Origin of the sequence: Halioxenophilus sp. WMMB6 (genome assembly GCF_033283405.1) — a bacterium.
Classification (GTDB): Bacteria; Pseudomonadota; Gammaproteobacteria; order Pseudomonadales; family Cellvibrionaceae; genus Halioxenophilus.
In genome coordinates this window covers 1-19,072 of the sequence record NZ_JAWMQR010000011.1, presented here as the reverse complement: position 1 = coordinate 19,072, position 19,072 = coordinate 1, and the positions used below count along the sequence as shown (strand labels likewise).

The window sequence follows — 19,072 nt, the reverse complement described above, 5'->3', positions numbered from 1 at the left end:
GCGGCAACCCCACTGAAACGCCTTTCAGGCGCTATCCATCAAAAGCCAGAGAGGTGTTTAAATAGGGGGGTTAAAACAAAACAACCCCCTGTAACAGGAGGTTGTTTCGGGAGAAGCGCCCAGGACGCGTTAAACGAATTGTGGCGCTGTAGGGCTCGGCCTGTTACTGACGCAACATCTCCTGCCAGGACATGCGCCCAACCGCTGCGGCATCTGCCGGGCAGACCCAGCGATACTGAACCTCACCACTGGAGGTAGAGAAAGCCTGGTATTGGCCATTCTTCTTCGGACAGGGGTCAGTCGCGACACTACCATCACCACCACCGATGTAGGCGGCACCCGACGGCAAACCGTCCTCGACCCGCTCACCCACATAGCCAAGGTCATCTTCGTCGACATCACCATCGCCATCGGCGTCGTAGATAGGCGTGGTGCTCGACAAGCCATCGGTGCCGACACTGTTCACCCACCCCTTACCACCGTTGGAGCAGGAGGCCGTAGAAGGCACAGAGGTGGCAAAGAAGAGCGTCCCCTGCAGCACATAGGGCTCAACAATATTGCGCTCGCCCGTTTCCGGAAGATCCATATACCAACCATAGCTACCGGTCGTGCCATTCCACCAGGAGATAGTACTGCCGCTAACCGTGCGGGTGGAGACGGTATCACCATTAACGTCGGTCAGTGTGGCGGCCGCCAGCGTGCGCGCGGTCAGATTGCCGCGCAACAGCTGATCGTCGCCTCTATCCCACACGGCATAGAAAGTTTGCGCACTGTTGTCGGTGTAGTCAGACAACTCGATAAATTTACCCGTGCCAAAGAACACCAACACATTCTCGCCATTGCCGGCTTTGGTGGTGGAAGGGTTGAGCGTGATCAAAGGCTGCGTGGTAATCGGCTGCACATTGCCACTGCTATCTTTCGCGGTAAACAGCGGTTTGGGGGTAGTGCCATCAAGGTAGGCCGAGTGCCAATTGGCATCACTGGTGTCAGAGACATCGAACGCCCAGAGGTTGCCTTTCAAGTCACCGGCATAAATGCGATCAGGGATATAGTCGCCGTTAAGATCCGCCAACACCGGAGCACCCATACCATTGTCGCTGCCGATACCAGTGCTTAACTCAACCCAATCGCCGCTGCTCCAACTGCCATCGACACCCTGCTCCAGATAGACAATAAACAGCTTGGCCTCACCGCTACCGCTGTTGTAACCATTACCCAGAATGGCGGCCCATTTACCGTTCGCCATCATGGCGATTCGAACTTCGCCATAGACATGACCGATATCGCTATCGTCGTTCTCATCAAACTCCCACAGCACAATATTGCTGGCGTTGCCGGCGGTAAATTGCGCGGGGTTAGTCACATCAAGCGCGTACAGACCCCGACCACCGGCACGCAAGCCTCCGACAATAACGGTGCGCCAGGATTTACTGACGCCGCCATTGGGGTCGAGGTATACATCCGAGGCGGTAATTGGCCCATCAACATAAAAGCGGTGCTGATAATCGGGATCGGTCAGATAGTAGAGCCCCTCCTCGTTGGAGGAGCTGTCAAATACCATGCTGGGGATATAGGCAAAGGCCTCGCCACCACCGGTACTGAGGTCACCGTAAAAGGCGTGCACCATACCATCGTTGCTGCCCACATAAACCATGGAAGCACGGCTGCTGTTACTGCTGACAAAAGAGGAGTATGGGTCAGAAGCCGAACCAAACAGAGTCACGGTGGTGCCGTTGTCAAGCAGTGCGCCGTAGTCTGGATAGCCGACCTCTGGTTCGCCCACCTCCACCGGTGAGGAGTTAACAATATCGCCCAGCAAACCCATGGAGCCAGTGGTTGTGGTGCGATCGCGATAGAGGGCATTACTGGCACCACGCAGATAATTCAACACTGCCTTACCGTCAGTTTCTGAGCCACCGCCTTTAAGGTCGTTCTGTTGTTCGGTAGAGAGACTGGCCCAGTTGGCCTCGGTAAAGGGAATACCGTCGCCGGTGTTCGACATAGTTAAAATCAGGCGATCACTATGGCCAGACAACGCCACGCGAGTGCTCAGCTTGGTCTCGGCCGACCAGCTGGCAGTGGTGGCAAACATGCCATTGGCGGAGTCGTAAGCGTAGGCTTTTAAATCGCCATTCCACAAGCTGTCGGAGCGCGTAAAGGTGGCTTGATAGAGCGCTGAGCCCACCTGCAGAGAACCGGAGTTAAATGAAATGGAGGTAAGCGATCCTGCCGAGGCAAAAATCTCTTCAAAAATATCATCGAATGCAGAAATCAGTGCATCGGCATCGTCAGCCTGATAGAGGGTTCCTGAAGCATCCGGCGTAATACCCACACCGACACCGTTATTTACCGTGTTGGTCATAATGGTGGAAGAGCCCAAACCAAAACCGGCAATAAGATAGGTCGAGATATTATTAACAATGGCAGAGCCATCAAATTCATTTAGATCGGGGCGCAAATCGATGTCGTACAGAGCAAGAGCAACGTCATCCATAATGCCGTTGGAACCGGTGACACCATCAGCATCATAGCCGCTCAAATAGCTGTTAAGGTTTGAGTCACTGGTCGGCGCACCATCGGTCAGCATCACCACAAAGTTCTTTTGGCAGTAGGCCTGAATAACCGGCTGAGCACTGGTTGGCACAGTGGTGCCGTTTAAGTAGGTTGGCGCTTGGTTAAAGACGGACGAAGCGGCCGCCGTCGTCTCTGTACCGGTAATACCACCGGGGTGTAAGGTCAGCGTCTCGTCGGTATGCCCCTCAATATAGTAGCGGCCCAGTTCATGCAAACTCTCGCCCAGCGGCGTACTGCCGTTGGCATAGATGCCGTTGACTTGGGTGATCATGCGCTCCTCTTGAGTCTCACCGGTACTCGCGTCCACCACGTCGTCGATGGAATCGATACCGACCAGAATAGTGCCGCCGGATCCGCCGTTAAAACCAGCCAGGCCGATGCGGATACCATCCAGGTTGCGCAACAGTAATTTGGCAGCGTCCTGGGCAATCTCCACGCGCTCACCCACACCAAATTTTTGATCTTCCTCGCCCCAGTTGTCACCGTCGGTTTGATCGGAGTTAGAGAAGTAGTAGTTCCAGAAATTGCCTTTCCAAGAATCCTTGCCGTCGTAAATATCGTCGTTATCACCATCTAAGTTGGTGAAGTCATCGGAGTACTGAACATAGTAATCATCAGAATCGTCAAAGCAGGCCTGCTGCAGACCTGTATTGCTATCGATAGCATCGGTGGTACCCCAAGCATAGTTGCTACCGCGATAACTGAAATAGGCGTAACCACTGCTATTGGTGTGCGCCACCACCTGATAGTAGGTACCACCCGTGGCGCTATACCCGGCAATGGTAATTGTCGCCGGGCAATCAGCGTAATCAGTGTCTTTATCGTAGTCACCAAAATACCAGTCGTAGATCATTGAGCCGGAGTCATCCAACAGCAACATTACGTTGGGCTCAATGCTGGCTTCGATCAATAATGGCTTTTTGGGTAGCGTTAGTGACCAGGCACTATGACAAATAGAGATCGCAACAACAGCGACCAAGCATGACATTGCCAGGTTACGGGTGGTTTGAACAAATTTCATGACGCATCTACCTTATCAAGACTTGCACGCAGCATTAGGCACACAATTCCAGTCTGATTCCTTTTAGACCCCACACCATCTCCTGCCGGGTTTTACCCTAAGCAGATAAATGCAGGCACAACAATTCCTCTGCGCATCGAGTGCTGGTTAACCCCCCAAAAAACTAGGTCAACTACAGGCTTCTGCTGTAATAACCGGCAATAATTTGTTGAGTTAGCCCATTTGGCCCAACCGAGCGAACAACAATGCGGAACACTTCCGCGACTGGTTTCACATCGGGCTGGTTATAGTCATTGCTAAGGCTGATATCTTTCGCCAGGCCGGCGAGGGTAAATTCGCCCAAGTTCTCAATATAATATTGCGCGCTGTAGCCATCCATCATGCCATTGGCTTCCCGGGTCAGGGAATCAGTCCAGGCGGCCACCGCCGTGTAATCCGCAGGGCCATTACCTTCGGTATATAGACCGTTGGCCCCGGTATCCGAAAAATCCGAAAGATCACTGATTGTGTCGAGAAAAGCTTCCGCTTCCACCAGGGCAGTTTCGGCGGTTTGAAAGGCTAAATTGGTTTCCCGAATAGCCGATGTCATTCGCTCCTGTACCACCACGCCGCGGTTGGCCGACATAACGATGACCGTTAACACCAATAACACCACCAGGCTGATGATTAACACCGCACCGGATTGATTGCCGGGATTAAAACTCTGTTTTTTCACGACTGTCATCTCACCCTATTTTTATCGTAACCATTCACGCGTCTGGGTCAGCTTCGGAATTAACGGTACGATTGCGAATGCTGGAGGTGCTGGTGTAGGTCCGGGTCAACGGTGCACCGTCGATTAAATTGTCACTGCGTACGGTTAACACTATGCGTGCCGACACCACACTGCTCATATCAGCAAATGTGCCGGCAAAATTATCGGCCGCATCGTCGCCATCGCTGTCCTGCCCATAGGTAACCTGGAAGTTAACAACATTGGTAACCAGTTCCCGGTTCTGTCCGTTTTCACGACGGTACAGGGAGTCGTTGCCATTGGAGCCAGGCGCGACAAAATATTGCCGAACAAAGGGCTCGAATATTTGAGCATCGGACTTATAGGTCGTCTGGAAGGCCGCCGAGGCGTTGGCCAGGCCACTGACTGCCGTGGTTGTGTGTTGTATATTGGTATCACTTGCCGCGTTGGTTTTAACAAAAATATCGCCGTAGTAACAATTACTCACCAACAGCACCGTACCGGGGTCAATGGGGCAACTGGCGCGCAACACCAACGGATCGTCTTCATCGACAGCGGAGGAATCGATTGCCGTAATGCCATCACAGGCTGGCTGAGCACCAACAATTGCCAAGGTGCTGGTACCATTTGCCACGCTGGCACCACCCAAGGTTAAGCTGCTGGCGGACTGGACTCCGGAAATACCGCCAGTCGCGTAAAAGGTGTGGTATTCCGCGTTATAGTTGGAGCTGCTTGTACTCAGTAAATTTTGCAGCCTGGATTTATCCTGCAAGCAACCGGAAAAATCCGCCGCACGCAAATCGCGGGAAATAAACTCCATGGCGATACGACCACTATCCTGCATACTGGCCATGGCGTTTTGCACCTGTGTGCCCTCGCGACTGCTATCAAATACTTGTGTCGCACCGAAAATCAACAGCACACCCAGGCCCATCGCCACCAGTATCTCTACCAGGGTCAGCCCTTGTTCGGCATGCATAAATTTGGCTGGCAAACGTCTCATGTCAACTTACCCGAGGTGGCCGCTACATCTTGACCAATAGACTGTAGGTCTGATTCTGCAACTGACCGATATCACCCTCGCGCACATTTTCTGTCCAGCGAATAGCAATGGTGAAAACATCGTCAGTGGCATCGTAGGCAACAGAGCCTGCGCCATTGGGCAAGCCACCGTTAACCGGGTCGGCGGTGAGCAGATCATCCCACTCAGAGGCATCGCGGTCGGCCATCTGCGCAGGCGTACAGTAACTGCTGCAAGCGGGGTCGGTGGCACTGCTGCTGATCACCGCGTTGTAGCTACCTAAATTGACGCCCACCTGATTGGCGCGCATACGCTCAGCCATATCGTAGGCATAGATCGTGGCCAGAGTTCGATAGTTGCTGTTGGAAATATTGCGCGTACCCAACAACTGCACACTGGCGAGACCAAGAAAACCGATTGCCAAAATAATCATGGTAACCAGAATCTCAATCAACGTGATGCCTGCTTGTGTTCGCTGCCTATTCAACATCATCTATTCACCTGAGCTAGATTTCTAACAATCGTTGGCGTCGCCAATCCAAACTGAGCCGGACATCAACAAATTGATTTTACGACCAGTCTCGCCTTCGCGATCATCGCAAAGCTTAAACGCCTCTTCCGAAGGCGCCGCCGAGCCATCGTCATTGGCAGCGGCAAAACCACGGCTATCAAAAACAATGACCGATGCTCCACCGATAGTCGCCAACGAGGTACCGGTTTTAAATGCACCCCAAACACGAATCTCTTCGCCATCATCGTATTTTGAATTGCCATTGCCATCGGTAAATACGGCAATACCACTTACCCAATTGATTCCATCCAGTGGCCCCACCGAAACATTGCCACCTCGTCGCAAAGCCTCGGTACGGGCAAATTGCAAACTGGTAAAAATTTCATTGGCATTGGTGGTCATGCGATTACGCTTGTTGGCATCGGTAAAATTAGGCACTGCCACTACTGCAAGGATCGCCGCCAAAGCGAGTGCGACTAAAATTTCTAGTAAAGTAAAACCCTGTAGACCTTTCACTTTGTGACCCCTACTTAACTTGAGTTGAAGATTAGTTGACCGACCATTCTATTGCAGCCGAGCCCTGATTAACGGCAAGCTTACGATACCTAAAGGGTCTAATCAGAGCGACTAAATAGCCAGTTGTGATGTTTTTCTCACCCAAAACCGCTACTTTTGCTAACCATCGGGCAATGCGCAGTGTATCGCGCAATAAAACTCAGCAATAGAATTTAATCGCCACGAATAACCGTAGTCACTGCCTACACAGCAGCTGCTTTATGCAACAAAACACCACGCTACTGTTGATTTAATTTTTTGTGGGAAATGAGAGAGGAAGGAGAAAAGCGGGAAACTAAAACGTCTATTTTGGAAAGGTGGGCGACTGAATTTTTTAATTGGATTTTCCAGTCGCCCCGGTAATTGAGCCGTTCACCTGGTATTTATTTACGCCTGTCGTACGTAATTACGGTTTAAAGATAAGCTAACTGTTTTAGCAATCACTATCCCAACAGGTCTCACCAGTACCGAAAGGATCGGTGTCACCGTCTTTGTCCCAACCACGCACACCCGTGGATTTCAGGCCGATAATGCCATCGTCCTTCATTCGACCACCGGCTTTCGGTTTGGCAATCAGGGTGTAGCTGGTCGCAGAGGCTTCAGTAATTAACAGGTCGTAAACTTTATTACTGCCATCGATGGGCGCTTCTGTGGGAAATATGGTTGGCGCGGTTTCTGAAGTGATCGCAACAGTGCCGCCATCGGCACCAATATAGGTACCATTAATCGTGAAGTGCCGTTCCATCGCCTGTGCGAAGGCGGTCAACGCACCCATGGCATCGCTGCGGTAGCCTTTACTCACATGCGAGAAATAGCTGGGCAATGCAATCCCCGCAAGAATAGCGACAATCGCCACCACAATAACCATTTCCACCAACGAAAAACCCTGCTCGCGCTTCATAATGCCATTCTCTTTTAAACTATCGTTTTATATAACCAGGTAAATTAGCAGTTACCGATACACGTTTGCCGAAACGGCGAATATCGGGGTAACCAACAGATTAAAAATAGGTGAGAAACGGTCCAAGCTCAATGTTGGCGCTTAAATCGTGTGAACAAAGTGATGAATATGCCCGGTTGGGCTGCTCATAGGACTTCTTAACGCAGCTCAACCGGCAGAGAGAAACGGACGTTTTCCGGTTGACCCAGCGCCTCTTGCGGCTGTGCCGCTCCCATGGCCCGTAGACGGTCTACCACGCCCTGTACCAGCACCTCCGGCGCTGACGCCCCGGCGGTGATACCGATGCGCGACTTATTACGGAACCAAGCCTCCTGCAACGCCTCGGCGTCATCGACCAGGTAGGCTTCGGCACCACAGCGCTCCGCCAGCTCTCGCAAGCGATTGGAGTTGGAGGAGTTAACGGAACCGACCACCAGCACGATTTCGCACTCCAGTGCCAATTGCCGCACAGCATCCTGGCGATTTTGGGTTGCGTAGCAAATATCATCCTTGCGCGGGCCGGTGATATTGGGGAATACCTGCCTGAGGGCATCGATTACCCGGGCGGTATCATCCACCGACAGGGTCGTCTGGGTGACGTAGGCGAGCTTATCGGGGTTGCGGACGTTGGCCGACAGCGCGACTACATCGAGCTCGTTTTCGACCAGATACATATCCCCACCGGAGCTGAAATCGTACTGCCCCATGGTGCCTTCCACCTCCGGGTGACCGTGATGTCCAATCAGCACGCACTCCTGGCCAAGGCGGCTGAAGCGTAATACTTCCATATGCACCTTGGTTACCAGTGGGCAGGTTGCGTCGAACACCTTCAAGCTCCGCGCCTTGGCCTCTTCCTGTACCGCTTTGGAGACACCATGGGCACTGAAGATCACCAGGGCATCGTCTGGCACCTGATCCAGCTCATCAACAAAAACAGCACCCCGTTCACGCAAGGAGTCGACAACAAATTTATTGTGGACCACTTCATGGCGCACATAGATGGGGGCACCAAAGACATCGAGAGCCCGATTAACGATATCAATAGCGCGATCTACACCGGCACAAAAGCCGCGGGGATTGGCGAGTTTTATTTCCATAGCTTGCGGATATTAGTGGGTGGTAACCGGCGCCACATCGAGAATTTCCACCTCGAAGTGGATCTCCCGGCCAGAGAGGGGATGGTTGAAATCGATCTGCACCACCTCTTCGTCAAAGCTGGTCACCACACCGGGGAGCTCGGTATTTTGGGCATCGGCAAAGGCCAACATCAGCCCCTCACTCATTTCTATACTGGGATCAAACTCAGAGCGTGGGATCTCCTGCACGTTTTGCGGGTTGTGTTGGCCAAAGCCGTTTTCGGGCTTGATGACCAGCGTCTCACGGGCGCCGGAAACCATGCCGAATAACGCCCGCTCAAAGCCTTCGAGTAGATTGCCGTCGCCCACCTCAAAGGTGGCAGGCTCACCGCCAAACGTGGAGTCAACCACATCGCCGTTATCCAGCTTCAGTGCAAAGTGCAGGGTTACTCGGGTACCCGGCCCAACGGTAAATTCAGTCATATTGATCACTGCTTGTTTAAACTTTCGGTGGATTCTTCACCAGCTTTGTGCCGGCTCCGAAACGCATCTATTACTAACATTATAGCGCCAGCACTGATCGCCATATCGGCCACGTTGAAGGCCGGCCAGGCGTGCTGTTGATAGTGGACGACAATAAAGTCCACCACGTAGCCGTGCAGGGTGCGGTCAATCAGGTTACCCAGAGCGCCACCCAGCACCAAGGCCAACGCCGCCGGCTCCCACAGTTTGCCGGCGGCAATGCGGGCAATCCAGACCACCAGCCCTACACTCACCACCAGCGCCAGGATGCCTAGAGCGTAGCGCTGCCAGCCACCGGCACTGCTAAGGAAGCTGAACGCCGCCCCCTCGTTGTGTAACAGGGTGAAATTGAAAAAAGAGGTAAAGATTACCGACTGGCCCAGCACCATGGCATCGCTGATCCATATTTTGGTCAGCTGATCGAGGCCAATCACCAGTAGAGCCAAACCGTACCAGAGCCAAACTTTTTTGTGCAGCTTAACCACCGGCTCTCTCCAAAAGCACGTTCAGCGGGGGATAACCGCCACTATAATCACCGCCAATGGGGCGCAGACTCAGCATAGCAACCCCCTCACGCGAACTGGCGCGGTTCGCCAGAACCGGCCACATTACTGTGACAACGGCCACAAAGCTCGGGATGCTCAGCACTGCTGCCCACATCCTCACGCACATGGTAACAGCGCACGCACTTACTGCCCGCCGCCTTGCCAACCAACACTTTTAAGCCGGACAATTCGGTAGCCACCGCTTCCGCGCCAGCCTCGGCCATTGGCCGAACCTCTGCTTTGGAGGTAATCAACACAAAACGCAGCTCATCGGCTAGAGACTCCAATAGCCCCAACAGGCTGTCATCGGCGTAGAGGGTAACCGCGGCCGACAAGCCACCACCAACCACGCCTTTACTGCGCTGCTCTTCGATGACTTTGTTCACCGCCGATTTGACATCGGCAACGGCATCCCAAAAGGTCATATCCGCCTGCGCCTCGGGCAATGCCAACCACTCGGCCAAAAATACGGAGGGTTCACGCTCGGCCGCGGGCAGTGCCGCCCAGATCTCTTCAGCGGTGAAAGACAAGACCGGCGCAATCCAGCGCACCAGAGCCTCGATAATGTAATGGATCGCCGTCTGCGCCGAGCGCCGGCCAAGGCTGTTGGCGGGCATGGTGTAAAGGCGGTCTTTAATGATATCCAGGTAAAATCCACCCAACTCCACACTGCAGAAGTTGTGCAGCTTTTGATAGAGCAGGTGCAGATTGTAGCTGCTGTAATCGGCCTGCAATTGCGTCTGTAAAGCCGCAGTGTGAGCAATCGCCCAGGCATCCAGCGACAGCAGCTCCGACTCTGCCACCGCGTGCTCGGCGGGGTTGAAATCGAACAGATTGCTCAACAGGAAGCGGGCGGTATTGCGAATACGGCGATAGGAGTCCGCACTGCGTGAGAGAATCTCTTTTGAGGCACTCATCTCCGCGCTGAAATCGGTGGCACACACCCATAGGCGAAGAATATCGGCGCCCAGGTCGTTGAGTACCTCTTGCGGAGGAATAGCGTTATCACCCGATTTCGACAGTTTCTTGCCTTCACCATCCACCAGAAAGCCGTGAGTCAATACGGTTTTATAGGGCGGAGCATCGTTAATAGCGAGACTGGTTTTCAGAGAGGACTGGAACCAGCCACGGTGTTGATCTGAACCTTCCAGATAGAGGTCTGCCGGCACCGACAGATTGTCGCGGGCGTTAAGCACGGCAAAGTGAGAGACTCCGGAATCAAACCAGACATCCAGGGTATCGGTCACCTTCTGATAACTGGCCGCCTCACTGCCCAGCAGCACTTCCGGTTCCAGGTCGAACCAGGCATCCATCCCATCGACCTCTACCAGCTGAGCAACCTGCTCAATCAGCTCCGGGGTACGGGGGTGAAGCTCTTGCGTCTGTTTGTGCACAAACAGTGCGATGGGGGCACCCCAGGTGCGCTGACGGGAGATACACCAATCCGGACTGTTGGCCAACATGGCCTCAATACGCGCCTTACCCCAGCCGGGCAGCCACTCAACCTCGTCCACCGCGGCCATCACTTTTTGCTGGAGGCCGCTTTTGGTGAGGCTGATAAACCACTGCGGCGTCGCGCGGAAAATCAGCGGGGTTTTGGTTCGCCAGCAGTGCGGGAAGCTGTGCACAATTTTACTTTCACACAGGAGCGCATTCTGCTCTTTCAATACCGCGATAATCTTCTCATCGACCTTATAGACGTGGTCCCCGGCAAACAGCGGAACACTGTCGCGGTAGACACCGTGATCATCGATATAGTTGAGCGTTTCGATGCCGTACTGATTGGCGACGTTAAAGTCGTCGGCCCCGTGGTCAGGGGCAGTGTGGACACAGCCGGTACCGGCATCGGTGGTAACGTGGTTACCCAGAATAATGGGCACCTGGCGCTCGTAGAAGGGATGCTTAAGCTTCAGCAGCTCCAGTTTCTGGCCAGCTACGGTGGCCACCACAGAGTACTCGTCTATGCCAGCGCGCTGCATAACGGCGGCCACTAACGGCTCACCCAAAATAAAATAGTCACTACCGGCTTGTACCAGCGCGTATTCAACATCCGCATTCAAGCTGACTGCCTGGTTGGCCGGCAGCGTCCAGGGGGTGGTTGTCCAGATGACCACACTCACCGATTTGCCCGCTAAATCCTGCTGTAACAGCTCCGATAACTTATCAAGCTCCACCACCGGGAACTTCACATCAATGGCAAAGGAGGTTTTATCCTGATACTCCACCTCGGCCTCGGCCAGGGCAGAGCCACCCACCACCGACCAGTAAACCGGCTTATAGCCTTTTTGCAGGTGACCATTTTCAATGATTTTGCCGAGGGCGCGAATGATGTCGGCCTCGTATTTCTTATCCATGGTCAGGTAGGGGTTATCCCACTCGCCCAGTACCCCCAAACGAATAAAATCTTTTTTCTGCCCATCTACCTGCTTGGCGGCGTACTCTCGGCACTTTTGCCGAAAGGTTTTGAAATCGACCTTGGTGCCGGCTTTACCGATTTTCTTTTCCACACGGTGTTCAATCGGCAGACCATGGCAGTCCCAACCCGGCACATAGGGGGCATCAAAGCCAGACAAGGTTCTCGATTTAACGATGATATCTTTCAGGATTTTATTGACCGCGTGGCCCAGGTGAATATCGCCATTAGCGTAGGGGGGGCCATCGTGCAGAATGAATTGTGGGCGGCCGGCACGGGCCTGACGAATCTGTTCGTACAACTTATCCTGCTGCCATTGTTTTACAAAACCGGGCTCCCGTTGAGCCAGGTTGGCCTTCATCGCGAAGGTGGTATTCGGTAGGTTAAGTGTGGCTTTGTAATCTGTCATAAAACTCTATTGTGTATCGGCGCTCTCCACCGACATCCCCATTACAAAAAACAGATGGCACTAACCGTAGTGCCGTTAATTATGGATTCACTGAAAAATAGCTGCGCGCCTGTTCGATATCCGCCAGAATCTGCTCACGCAGATCCTCCAAGGAGTCGAAGCGCTGCTCTTCGCGCAACTTGTGGCAGAATTCGACTTTCAAAATCTGGCCGTAAATCATCTGGTTAAAATCCAGTAGATGAACCTCCAGAATCACCTTATCACCGCCTTTTATCGTCGGCCGAAAGCCGATATTGGCGGCGCCGTGTAACCAATCGGAGTCGCCCAGCTTGGCCCGAACCGCAAACACGCCGCTCAATGGTGAACGAAAGCGGTGCAGCTCTATATTGGCAGTAGGCAGCCCCAGCTGCCGCCCCAGCTGTTTGCCGTATACCACGTGGCCGGTGATGAGGTAAGGCTTACCCAGCAGTTGAGCCGCCAGTTCGATATTGCCCTCTGCCAAAGCCTCTCGTATGCGGGTACTGCTGATGCGCTCGCCGTCCTGAACATAGGTTGAGGTATCACTGACGGTGAAGCCGTAGATCTCGCCATACTCGCTGAGCAGGTTGAAGTCGCCACAGCGATCGTGGCCGAAGCGAAAATCGTCGCCCACAATCAGGTGCTTCACCCCAAGCCGATCGACCAGTATCTCCTTGGTGAAGGCCTTGGCGTCGTAGCTCGACAGCTTGGCATCGAATCTCAGACAAAAGACGCGATCGACCTCTGCCTCAAACAGCGCCTGCACCTTCTCGCGAAAGCGCATCAACCGTGCCGGGGCTTTCTCAGGCGCCAGAAACTCCAGCGGCTGAGGCTCAAAGATCATCACCGCCGACGGCAACCCCAGTGCTGCTGCCCGTTCCCGCACCTGGCGCAGCACCTGCTGGTGGCCCAGGTGAACGCCATCAAATGAGCCCACGGTGAGCACGCAGCCGCGGTGCCGGGCTTTGATGTTGTGTAGTCCACAGACCAACTCGCGGGGGGATTGGGGGGCCATTCTGTCTATGTCATTCCGGATTCTAAAATTCGGCGATTATAGCGCAAGCCGGTGCCAGTGTGTGCCATTTACTTCCCTCTTTGGCCCGGCAGCAGCTAAGCTCTAAGCGCCTTTAGCCTGAACCCGGCCAGGAATAGCCCCAGTAGGTAGGCCAGCAGCCCAGACACGCACAGACACAACAACGCGGCAGCCCGCAGATAGCTTGGCAGAGGGGCTAAATCCCCAAGCCAATGGGTAGCCCCCAGCAGCACAGCCACCATCAAGCCATTGGCCAGCAGCTGTTGCACCAGCACCCGCCACCAGCCAGGTAGTGGCTTATACACCTCGGACTTTCTCAGCGAGCGCAGTAACAGGCCGGCATTGAGAAAAGCGGAGCCAGCCGTCGCCAACGCCAAGCCCATATGCCCCAGGTTAAACCACCAGTAGAGCGGAACCACAAAGGCCACATTCAACACCATATTGGCAATCATGGCGATAACACCAATTTTTACCGGTGTTTTCATATCCTGCCGGGCGTAAAAACCGGGCGCCAACACCTTGATTAACATGAATGCGATCAGCCCCAGTGCGTAACCCCGCAGGCTGAAACTGGCCATGGTGACATCCAGCGGGGTCGTTTTGCCGTAGAGAAACAGACAGGTAAGAATCGGTTCGGCCAGTACCATCAAGGCAACAGCGGCCGGCGTCGCGATCAGAACAATCAGCCGCAAGGCCCAATCGAGCATGGCATTGAAGTGCTGGGCCGACTGTTCGGCGTGTAGGCGGGAGAGCTTCGGCAGGATGACAGTACCAATCGCTACCGCAAATACCCCCAGCGGCAGCTCAGATAACCGGTCGCTGTAGTACAACCAGGAGACGCTTCCGGTAGGCAGCAGCGAGGCCAGCACTGTATCAAGCAGCAGGTTAATTTGGCCGACCGAGACACCAAATATTGCCGGCACCATCAACTTCAGCACCTGCATCACCCCCGGATGATGCCAATTGAGCTTGGGGTGGGGCAGCAGTTGCAGCCGCGCCAGGAAAGGCAACTGAAAGCAGAGCTGGACACAACCGGCAACCAACACGCCCCAGGCCAAGGCAAAGGCGGGCTGTTCCATCCCCGGGGCAACCACCACCGCCGCCGTAATAAGCACCACATTCAACCAAACGGGCGTCAGTGCCGGCACTGCAAATCGATCGTAGCTATTCAATATCCCACCGGCAAAGCCGGTGAGCGAAATCAACAACAGATAGGGGAAGGTGATGCGCAGCAGCTCACTCGCCAAGGCAAACTTCGCGTCATCAGCCAAAAAACCCGGGGCAAAAATGGTGGCCACCACCGGAGAGAAGACAACGGCAACACCGGTAAAAATGAGCAGGCTAAGACCAAGGACACCGGCGATGTTGTCGAGCAGGGCTTTAACAGCCGCCTGGGACCCGTTAGCGCGATACTCACTTAGTACCGGTACAAACGCCTGGGCAAATGCCCCCTCAGCAAAGAGTCGTCGAAAGAAGTTGGGGATCTTGAACGCAACATAAAAGGCATCCGCTCCTGCTTCAGCCCCCAGATAGCGGGCAAAACAGACATCGCGCACCAAACCCAAAATACGGGAGAGGAATGTCATCAGCCCAACCAGGGAACTGGAGCGCAACAGCCCCCCACCCGCGGCAGGCCTAGTTACCTCGGCACTGGACAAAACCATCTCCTTTTGTGGATATCGCCATACAACTAATTCCAGCCACTTACCTGGTCAAACCCTTTCGGCTGCGCAAAGTAACCTGTGCCACTACTTTTCACAACTACCCCACAATCGAAATAAGTGGCAAACCTACGCTTGACCCGGGCGAAAAACTAAAATACTGTACACCCATACAGTATCAACAGGAGACCACCATGGCTGTTATAGCAGTTTGGAAATGCGACAGAGACGGAGCAATGTTTGAAAACAAAAAAGACGCCGACGAACACGACAGCATGCTGGAACTGGCTGCCAACATCACACAGTTGCTCGAACAGGAGATCCCCAGCCTGAATGAAGAGCACGGAGAGACCATAGGATTGATTCTGGCACAGCGACGGGAGGTCTTAGCCAGAGCCTGTAAAGGCAAACCCAACCTGCTGCTGGAAGAGAGTGAGGCTGCTGCACAGCCAGCAGCAAGCAAAGTCGACAATCCAACCCAACCAGACTCAACCGCCATGGTTGAAAATATCAAAGCTGCTGCCAACAGCTAACCCTCCACCTCAGGCTCCCACCTCCCTCCTCCTTGGTGCAACGGCCGCTACCGTTGCACCCCCTCCTGCACCTTCATACGCCATATTCCACACCAACTGCGGCATCAGCAGGCATATAACCTACAGCTTCTTGTAATAAAAATATCGAAAATGTGATTTCCTTATACATTAATAGAATAGTGAGATATAAAATCACTTAACCGCACAACTTCCCTTACAGACACTACTGGCCACCAAATACCGATGAGTACCTATCGAGTTGTATTCTGGGGAGAGACCCTACCCGGCAAGCAGAAGGACAGCGTGATGCTCGCTTTTGCCGACCGATTTGGTGTACGCAACGGTAAACAACTGCGCGCGCTCTTCTCAGGGCGGGTTAATGTCATCAAACAAGGCCTCGACCAGACCTACGCCAAGCGGCTGGTGCTAGCAATTGAGTCGATTGGCGGAATTAGCCGGATGGAGCTGGAAACACCTCAAAATGCCCTCAGCTTTGAGCACTCTGGCGAGGGAGAAGCGCAGCTCGCCGGCGAACTTGTGCCAAGCACCTACCCCAGTGGCTTGGCCGAGAAGCTGGAGCAAGCCCGCTCGCAGCCGCGCAAGCACATATCCCCACAAGCAACAGCCAGGAGACCGCCGTCACCCTTCGGGACCCGCTAAGGCGCTCAACAATAAAGCTCCAGAATCCTTGACTTAGGTAGAAAAAAACGGATAATACCGCGTCCCTAAACCTAGAGCCCATACGAAGGAGCAACACGGTGGCAAATTCACCTCAAGCGAAAAAGCGCGCACGTCAAAACGACCAGGCACGCAAACACAACGCCAGCCTGCGCTCAATGGTCCGTACTTACATCAAAAAAGTGAATGCAGCCATTGCCGCCGGTGACGTCGAAGCAGCCAAAACAGCCTATGCTGCGGCAGTGCCTGTCATTGATCGTATCGCCGACAAAGGCATCATTCATAAAAACAAAGCCGCTCGCCACAAGAGCCGCTTGAATGCCCAGGTTAAAGCGCTAGCTGCTTAAGCCGAGCGTGTGCTAGACACACATCAGGCATAAAAAAACCGCGTATCCACGCGGTTTTTTTATGCCTGCAATAAATAGCCGCCACAATTTGCCACAATCTATCCTGCATTCCCCCTAAACCCGCCTGCTCACCGCCCGAATACCCTCGTTTAATAACCCTCGTACCAGCGAAAACACTCTGAATAACCAATTCAAACTACGAGGAATCACAATGAAGAAGAGCATCCTGACCAGCACCCTCTGCCTGGCGATTCTAACAGCAAGCCAATACTCATCAGCAGGCACCACCGAGCTCAAACAAGGCGCAGCCTTTGGAGGCACCGCTGTCCTGGGAGCGATAGCCGGCGGGCCAATTGGCTTTGTCGCTGGCGCCATTACCGGAGCGCTAATCGGCGAAGAATTAAAAGCGGCAGATCAAGCGGATGAAGCGATCAACGCCGCCAGCAACGAGGTTATCACCCTAAAAGAGGAGTTAAGCATGAACCAGGCGATGTTGGCAGAGCGGGAAAAGTCACAGGATGAGATGGCCGACCTACTGCAAAATCTACCCAATGAGGTCTACTTTGAATCTAATTCAGATGAGTTAACACCAGATGCGGAATCGATTATTGCGGTACTGGCCAAGCTGATCCAACAAGACCCATCGATCACCGTGGATGTCGTAGGCCATACTGACCCAAGAGGTACAGATGAATACAACAATGTTCTTTCGCAATACAGAGCCGAAGCAGTTGTTGCCAAACTGATCGACTGCGGCGTACCCGCTTATCGAATCAGCAGCAAGGGTGAAGGGTCGAACCAGTCAACATCCATGAAAGGGGATTTAGACAGCTATGCCCTGGAACGCCGCGTCGACATAGAGTTGATTACCGATACAGGACTTGCTTACCAATCTAATTTTTAAATCGACCTCCTTTCTGCTCGCCATGACTTGCCCGGAATATCCGGGCTTTTTTTATCGGCCGAACAGCCAGTAACAGCAAAACACACGCTACCGCCCCACTCTTCGTCTCTGTTGCAGCAGGTGATTGCCAGCTCCCAACGTAAAAATCAAAAGGCGCCCCCGAAAACCATCTCGACAGGCCAAAGAGCATAAAAGTTATTGCCGCCTGTAATCCTACAGTCGCACCGATTATATATCTTATTTATCTGCTACAAATAATCTGGCGATTTTCTTATAGATACCTACTTAGTTGTCCCTGAAAAATGCTATCTAATCGTTTCTACCAGGAACACTACCCCTCCTCAATTAAAATATAAAACAGGACTTTCGGGCTTGTACTATAAGCTTTAAGGAATTCAAAAATATAATTAAACAAAGTAACTGAGGCATCCGCCGGGTGAAACGCGAAGCCACCAAGCTCAACATCATGAAGAATGTTGATATCCAGGTTCGACCGCCACTATCTGGCGCCATCCAAAACATACATTAATAGGTAAGAGAACAGCAACCGCCGTATACCGTTATTTAAGACGATCGCGAGCTACTGGAGAATACAGAATCAAAAAATACTGCATCAAATATTTTCCTAAAAATTGTGAACCGTGCGCTGCGCTCAGCAAGCTGAATAAAAATATTTGCACACAATAACGATAACAGAGGCTTAAGGTTGCACTGCTGCGCGTAGCAGAGTAACTGCAACGTCGCGCAGACTAGAAAGCCTGTTTAACCATTTCTACTCGCAAAAAATAACAGTCCAGCTATTGGAAAGGACACTTACAAACTGGGGCGCCCACCCTCTTAACATCCCCCCCGCCCTTTATTCGCAATCCCAGTAAGCATTGCTACTGGAAAATAGGGGAAGGGTTAAGCTTGATCATATTTCGGGCCTAAGCAGCACTTTAGCTTAGCGCTTCATAACCGATCACTATACCTGTGCCATGCCTAAGCATCAGGAAAGCCAGTTTAAAGAACATTATCCGAATGCCATAAAAACCATAACATCACTGATTTGGCGTTCGAGAATGGCACCAATGCGCGCGGGCTTGGCGATGGTTAGGTTTCACAAAGGGGAATAAGGCGCTTAGAACTCAACATCCTTCGGTCACCCCGAAGCAACTACGAGCATAGCTGACAGGCTGTGGTGGGACTAGCCTACATTAAGAAAACCAGGTGCCCATAGAGAAAAACCCCAAACTGTTACTGATTCGGGGTTGAGGGTAGAGCCGGGGCGCGCAGCCTTAACGATCTCCTACACTCGCATGTTAGGGGCTGGCGTCTAGAGACGAGCACCGCTCGGCTAGCCCGCCACGACACGAGCTATACGCATTGGCTGAGGGAGCTGCCCCACATTAATAAAATGAGATGCCCCATAACAGAAAAACCCCGAACCATTACTGATTCGGGGTTTTAGGATAGAAGCTTGACGATGTCCTACTCTCACATGGGGAGACCCCACACTACCATCGGCGATGCGTCGTTTCACTACTGAGTTCGGGATGGGGTCAGGTGGTTCCAACGCTCTATGGTCGTCAAGCAATT

16 protein-coding genes, 1 rRNA gene and 1 pseudogene are annotated in these 19,072 nt (G+C 53.1%); 4 read left to right on the top strand and 14 right to left on the bottom strand.

Annotated elements, in window-relative coordinates; genetic code table 11:
* Nucleotides 1-163: 163 nt before the first annotated feature.
* The 13 genes and pseudogenes from SBL51_RS20390 to murJ form a co-directional block, all read right to left on the bottom strand.
* Nucleotides 164-3,595, bottom strand: coding sequence for a pilus assembly protein (locus SBL51_RS20390; RefSeq protein ID WP_317932999.1), 3,432 nt, complete (start codon nt 3,593-3,595; stop codon nt 164-166).
* 172 nt (nt 3,596-3,767) lie between these two features.
* Nucleotides 3,768-4,319 carry a PilX N-terminal domain-containing pilus assembly protein gene (locus SBL51_RS20385; protein WP_317932998.1) on the bottom strand — a complete coding sequence of 184 codons (552 nt, stop codon included), beginning with the start codon at nt 4,317-4,319 and terminating at the stop codon, nt 3,768-3,770.
* 25 nt (nt 4,320-4,344) lie between these two features.
* Nucleotides 4,345-5,331 carry a PilW family protein gene (locus tag SBL51_RS20380; protein ID WP_317932997.1) on the bottom strand — a complete coding sequence of 329 codons (987 nt, stop codon included), beginning with the start codon at nt 5,329-5,331 and terminating at the stop codon, nt 4,345-4,347.
* A gap of 22 nt (nt 5,332-5,353) precedes the next feature.
* The gene (gene pilV / locus SBL51_RS20375) at nt 5,354-5,842 is read right to left on the bottom strand and encodes a type IV pilus modification protein PilV (RefSeq protein WP_317932996.1); all 489 of its coding nucleotides are present in this window, start codon (nt 5,840-5,842) and stop codon (nt 5,354-5,356) included.
* A 21-nt stretch (nt 5,843-5,863) separates the two neighbouring features.
* The gene (locus tag SBL51_RS20370) at nt 5,864-6,298 is read right to left on the bottom strand and encodes a GspH/FimT family protein (RefSeq protein ID WP_317932995.1); all 435 of its coding nucleotides are present in this window, start codon (nt 6,296-6,298) and stop codon (nt 5,864-5,866) included.
* A gap of 3 nt (nt 6,299-6,301) precedes the next feature.
* Nucleotides 6,302-6,376, bottom strand: a pseudogene (locus tag SBL51_RS23305) (prepilin-type N-terminal cleavage/methylation domain-containing protein); the annotation flags it as partial.
* Nucleotides 6,377-6,848: 472 nt separating this feature from the next.
* On the bottom strand, nt 6,849-7,316 hold the full coding sequence (locus tag SBL51_RS20365; RefSeq protein ID WP_317932993.1) for a type IV pilin protein: 468 nt from the start codon (nt 7,314-7,316) through the stop codon (nt 6,849-6,851).
* 197 nt (nt 7,317-7,513) lie between these two features.
* Nucleotides 7,514-8,452, bottom strand: coding sequence for a 4-hydroxy-3-methylbut-2-enyl diphosphate reductase (gene ispH / locus SBL51_RS20360; RefSeq protein WP_317932992.1), 939 nt, complete (start codon nt 8,450-8,452; stop codon nt 7,514-7,516).
* Between the two features lie 12 nt (nt 8,453-8,464).
* Nucleotides 8,465-8,914, bottom strand: coding sequence for a peptidylprolyl isomerase (locus tag SBL51_RS20355; RefSeq protein WP_317932991.1), 450 nt, complete (start codon nt 8,912-8,914; stop codon nt 8,465-8,467).
* Between the two features lie 5 nt (nt 8,915-8,919).
* Nucleotides 8,920-9,438 (bottom strand): signal peptidase II, encoded by a 519-nt coding sequence (gene lspA / locus SBL51_RS20350; protein WP_317932990.1) that lies wholly within the window; start codon nt 9,436-9,438, stop codon nt 8,920-8,922.
* 86 nt (nt 9,439-9,524) lie between these two features.
* Entirely contained in the window at nt 9,525-12,320 is a 2,796-nt protein-coding gene (gene ileS / locus SBL51_RS20345) for an isoleucine--tRNA ligase (RefSeq protein ID WP_317932989.1), read from the bottom strand.
* 79 nt (nt 12,321-12,399) lie between these two features.
* A complete protein-coding gene (gene ribF, locus SBL51_RS20340; protein ID WP_317932988.1) occupies nt 12,400-13,353 on the bottom strand; it encodes a bifunctional riboflavin kinase/FAD synthetase in 954 nt (317 codons plus the stop codon).
* A 95-nt stretch (nt 13,354-13,448) separates the two neighbouring features.
* A complete protein-coding gene (gene murJ, locus SBL51_RS20335; protein ID WP_317932987.1) occupies nt 13,449-15,035 on the bottom strand; it encodes a murein biosynthesis integral membrane protein MurJ in 1,587 nt (528 codons plus the stop codon).
* A 191-nt stretch (nt 15,036-15,226) separates the two neighbouring features.
* On the opposite strand from murJ, the gene SBL51_RS20330 reads away from it, so the two are divergent.
* The 4 genes from SBL51_RS20330 (at nt 15,227) to SBL51_RS20315 (ending at nt 17,494) form a co-directional block, all read left to right on the top strand.
* Nucleotides 15,227-15,565: a YebG family protein gene (locus tag SBL51_RS20330; RefSeq protein ID WP_317932985.1), complete on the top strand. Its 339-nt coding sequence runs from the start codon at nt 15,227-15,229 to the stop codon at nt 15,563-15,565.
* A gap of 243 nt (nt 15,566-15,808) precedes the next feature.
* Nucleotides 15,809-16,225, top strand: a complete 417-nt coding sequence (locus SBL51_RS20325; protein WP_317932984.1) for a hypothetical protein — start codon at nt 15,809-15,811, stop codon at nt 16,223-16,225.
* Nucleotides 16,226-16,323: 98 nt separating this feature from the next.
* Entirely contained in the window at nt 16,324-16,590 is a 267-nt protein-coding gene (gene rpsT / locus SBL51_RS20320; protein WP_317932983.1) for a 30S ribosomal protein S20, read from the top strand.
* Nucleotides 16,591-16,801: 211 nt separating this feature from the next.
* Nucleotides 16,802-17,494 carry an OmpA family protein gene (locus SBL51_RS20315; protein ID WP_317932982.1) on the top strand — a complete coding sequence of 231 codons (693 nt, stop codon included), beginning with the start codon at nt 16,802-16,804 and terminating at the stop codon, nt 17,492-17,494.
* 1,457 nt (nt 17,495-18,951) lie between these two features.
* Here the strand turns inward: SBL51_RS20315 and rrf are convergent.
* Nucleotides 18,952-19,067, bottom strand: a 5S ribosomal RNA gene (gene rrf, locus SBL51_RS20310).
* Nucleotides 19,068-19,072: the final 5 nt, after the last annotated feature.

What these genes read in the sequence shown, in the direction of transcription:
- SBL51_RS20355 (WP_317932991.1), bottom strand. Translation starts at nt 8,914, where the DNA reads ATGACTGAATTTACCGTTGGGCCGGGTACCCGAGTAACCCTGCACTTT.
- SBL51_RS20365 (WP_317932993.1), bottom strand. Translation starts at nt 7,316, where the DNA reads ATGAAGCGCGAGCAGGGTTTTTCGTTGGTGGAAATGGTTATTGTGGTG.
- SBL51_RS20390 (WP_317932999.1), bottom strand. Translation starts at nt 3,595, where the DNA reads ATGAAATTTGTTCAAACCACCCGTAACCTGGCAATGTCATGCTTGGTC.
- pilV (WP_317932996.1), bottom strand. Translation starts at nt 5,842, where the DNA reads ATGATGTTGAATAGGCAGCGAACACAAGCAGGCATCACGTTGATTGAG.
- SBL51_RS20385 (WP_317932998.1), bottom strand. Translation starts at nt 4,319, where the DNA reads ATGACAGTCGTGAAAAAACAGAGTTTTAATCCCGGCAATCAATCCGGT.
- ispH (WP_317932992.1), bottom strand. Translation starts at nt 8,452, where the DNA reads ATGGAAATAAAACTCGCCAATCCCCGCGGCTTTTGTGCCGGTGTAGAT.
- SBL51_RS20380 (WP_317932997.1), bottom strand. Translation starts at nt 5,331, where the DNA reads ATGAGACGTTTGCCAGCCAAATTTATGCATGCCGAACAAGGGCTGACC.
- murJ (WP_317932987.1), bottom strand. Translation starts at nt 15,035, where the DNA reads ATGGTTTTGTCCAGTGCCGAGGTAACTAGGCCTGCCGCGGGTGGGGGG.
- SBL51_RS20325 (WP_317932984.1), top strand. Translation starts at nt 15,809, where the DNA reads ATGAGTACCTATCGAGTTGTATTCTGGGGAGAGACCCTACCCGGCAAG.
- ileS (WP_317932989.1), bottom strand. Translation starts at nt 12,320, where the DNA reads ATGACAGATTACAAAGCCACACTTAACCTACCGAATACCACCTTCGCG.
- SBL51_RS20315 (WP_317932982.1), top strand. Translation starts at nt 16,802, where the DNA reads ATGAAGAAGAGCATCCTGACCAGCACCCTCTGCCTGGCGATTCTAACA.
- SBL51_RS20330 (WP_317932985.1), top strand. Translation starts at nt 15,227, where the DNA reads ATGGCTGTTATAGCAGTTTGGAAATGCGACAGAGACGGAGCAATGTTT.
- ribF (WP_317932988.1), bottom strand. Translation starts at nt 13,353, where the DNA reads ATGGCCCCCCAATCCCCCCGCGAGTTGGTCTGTGGACTACACAACATC.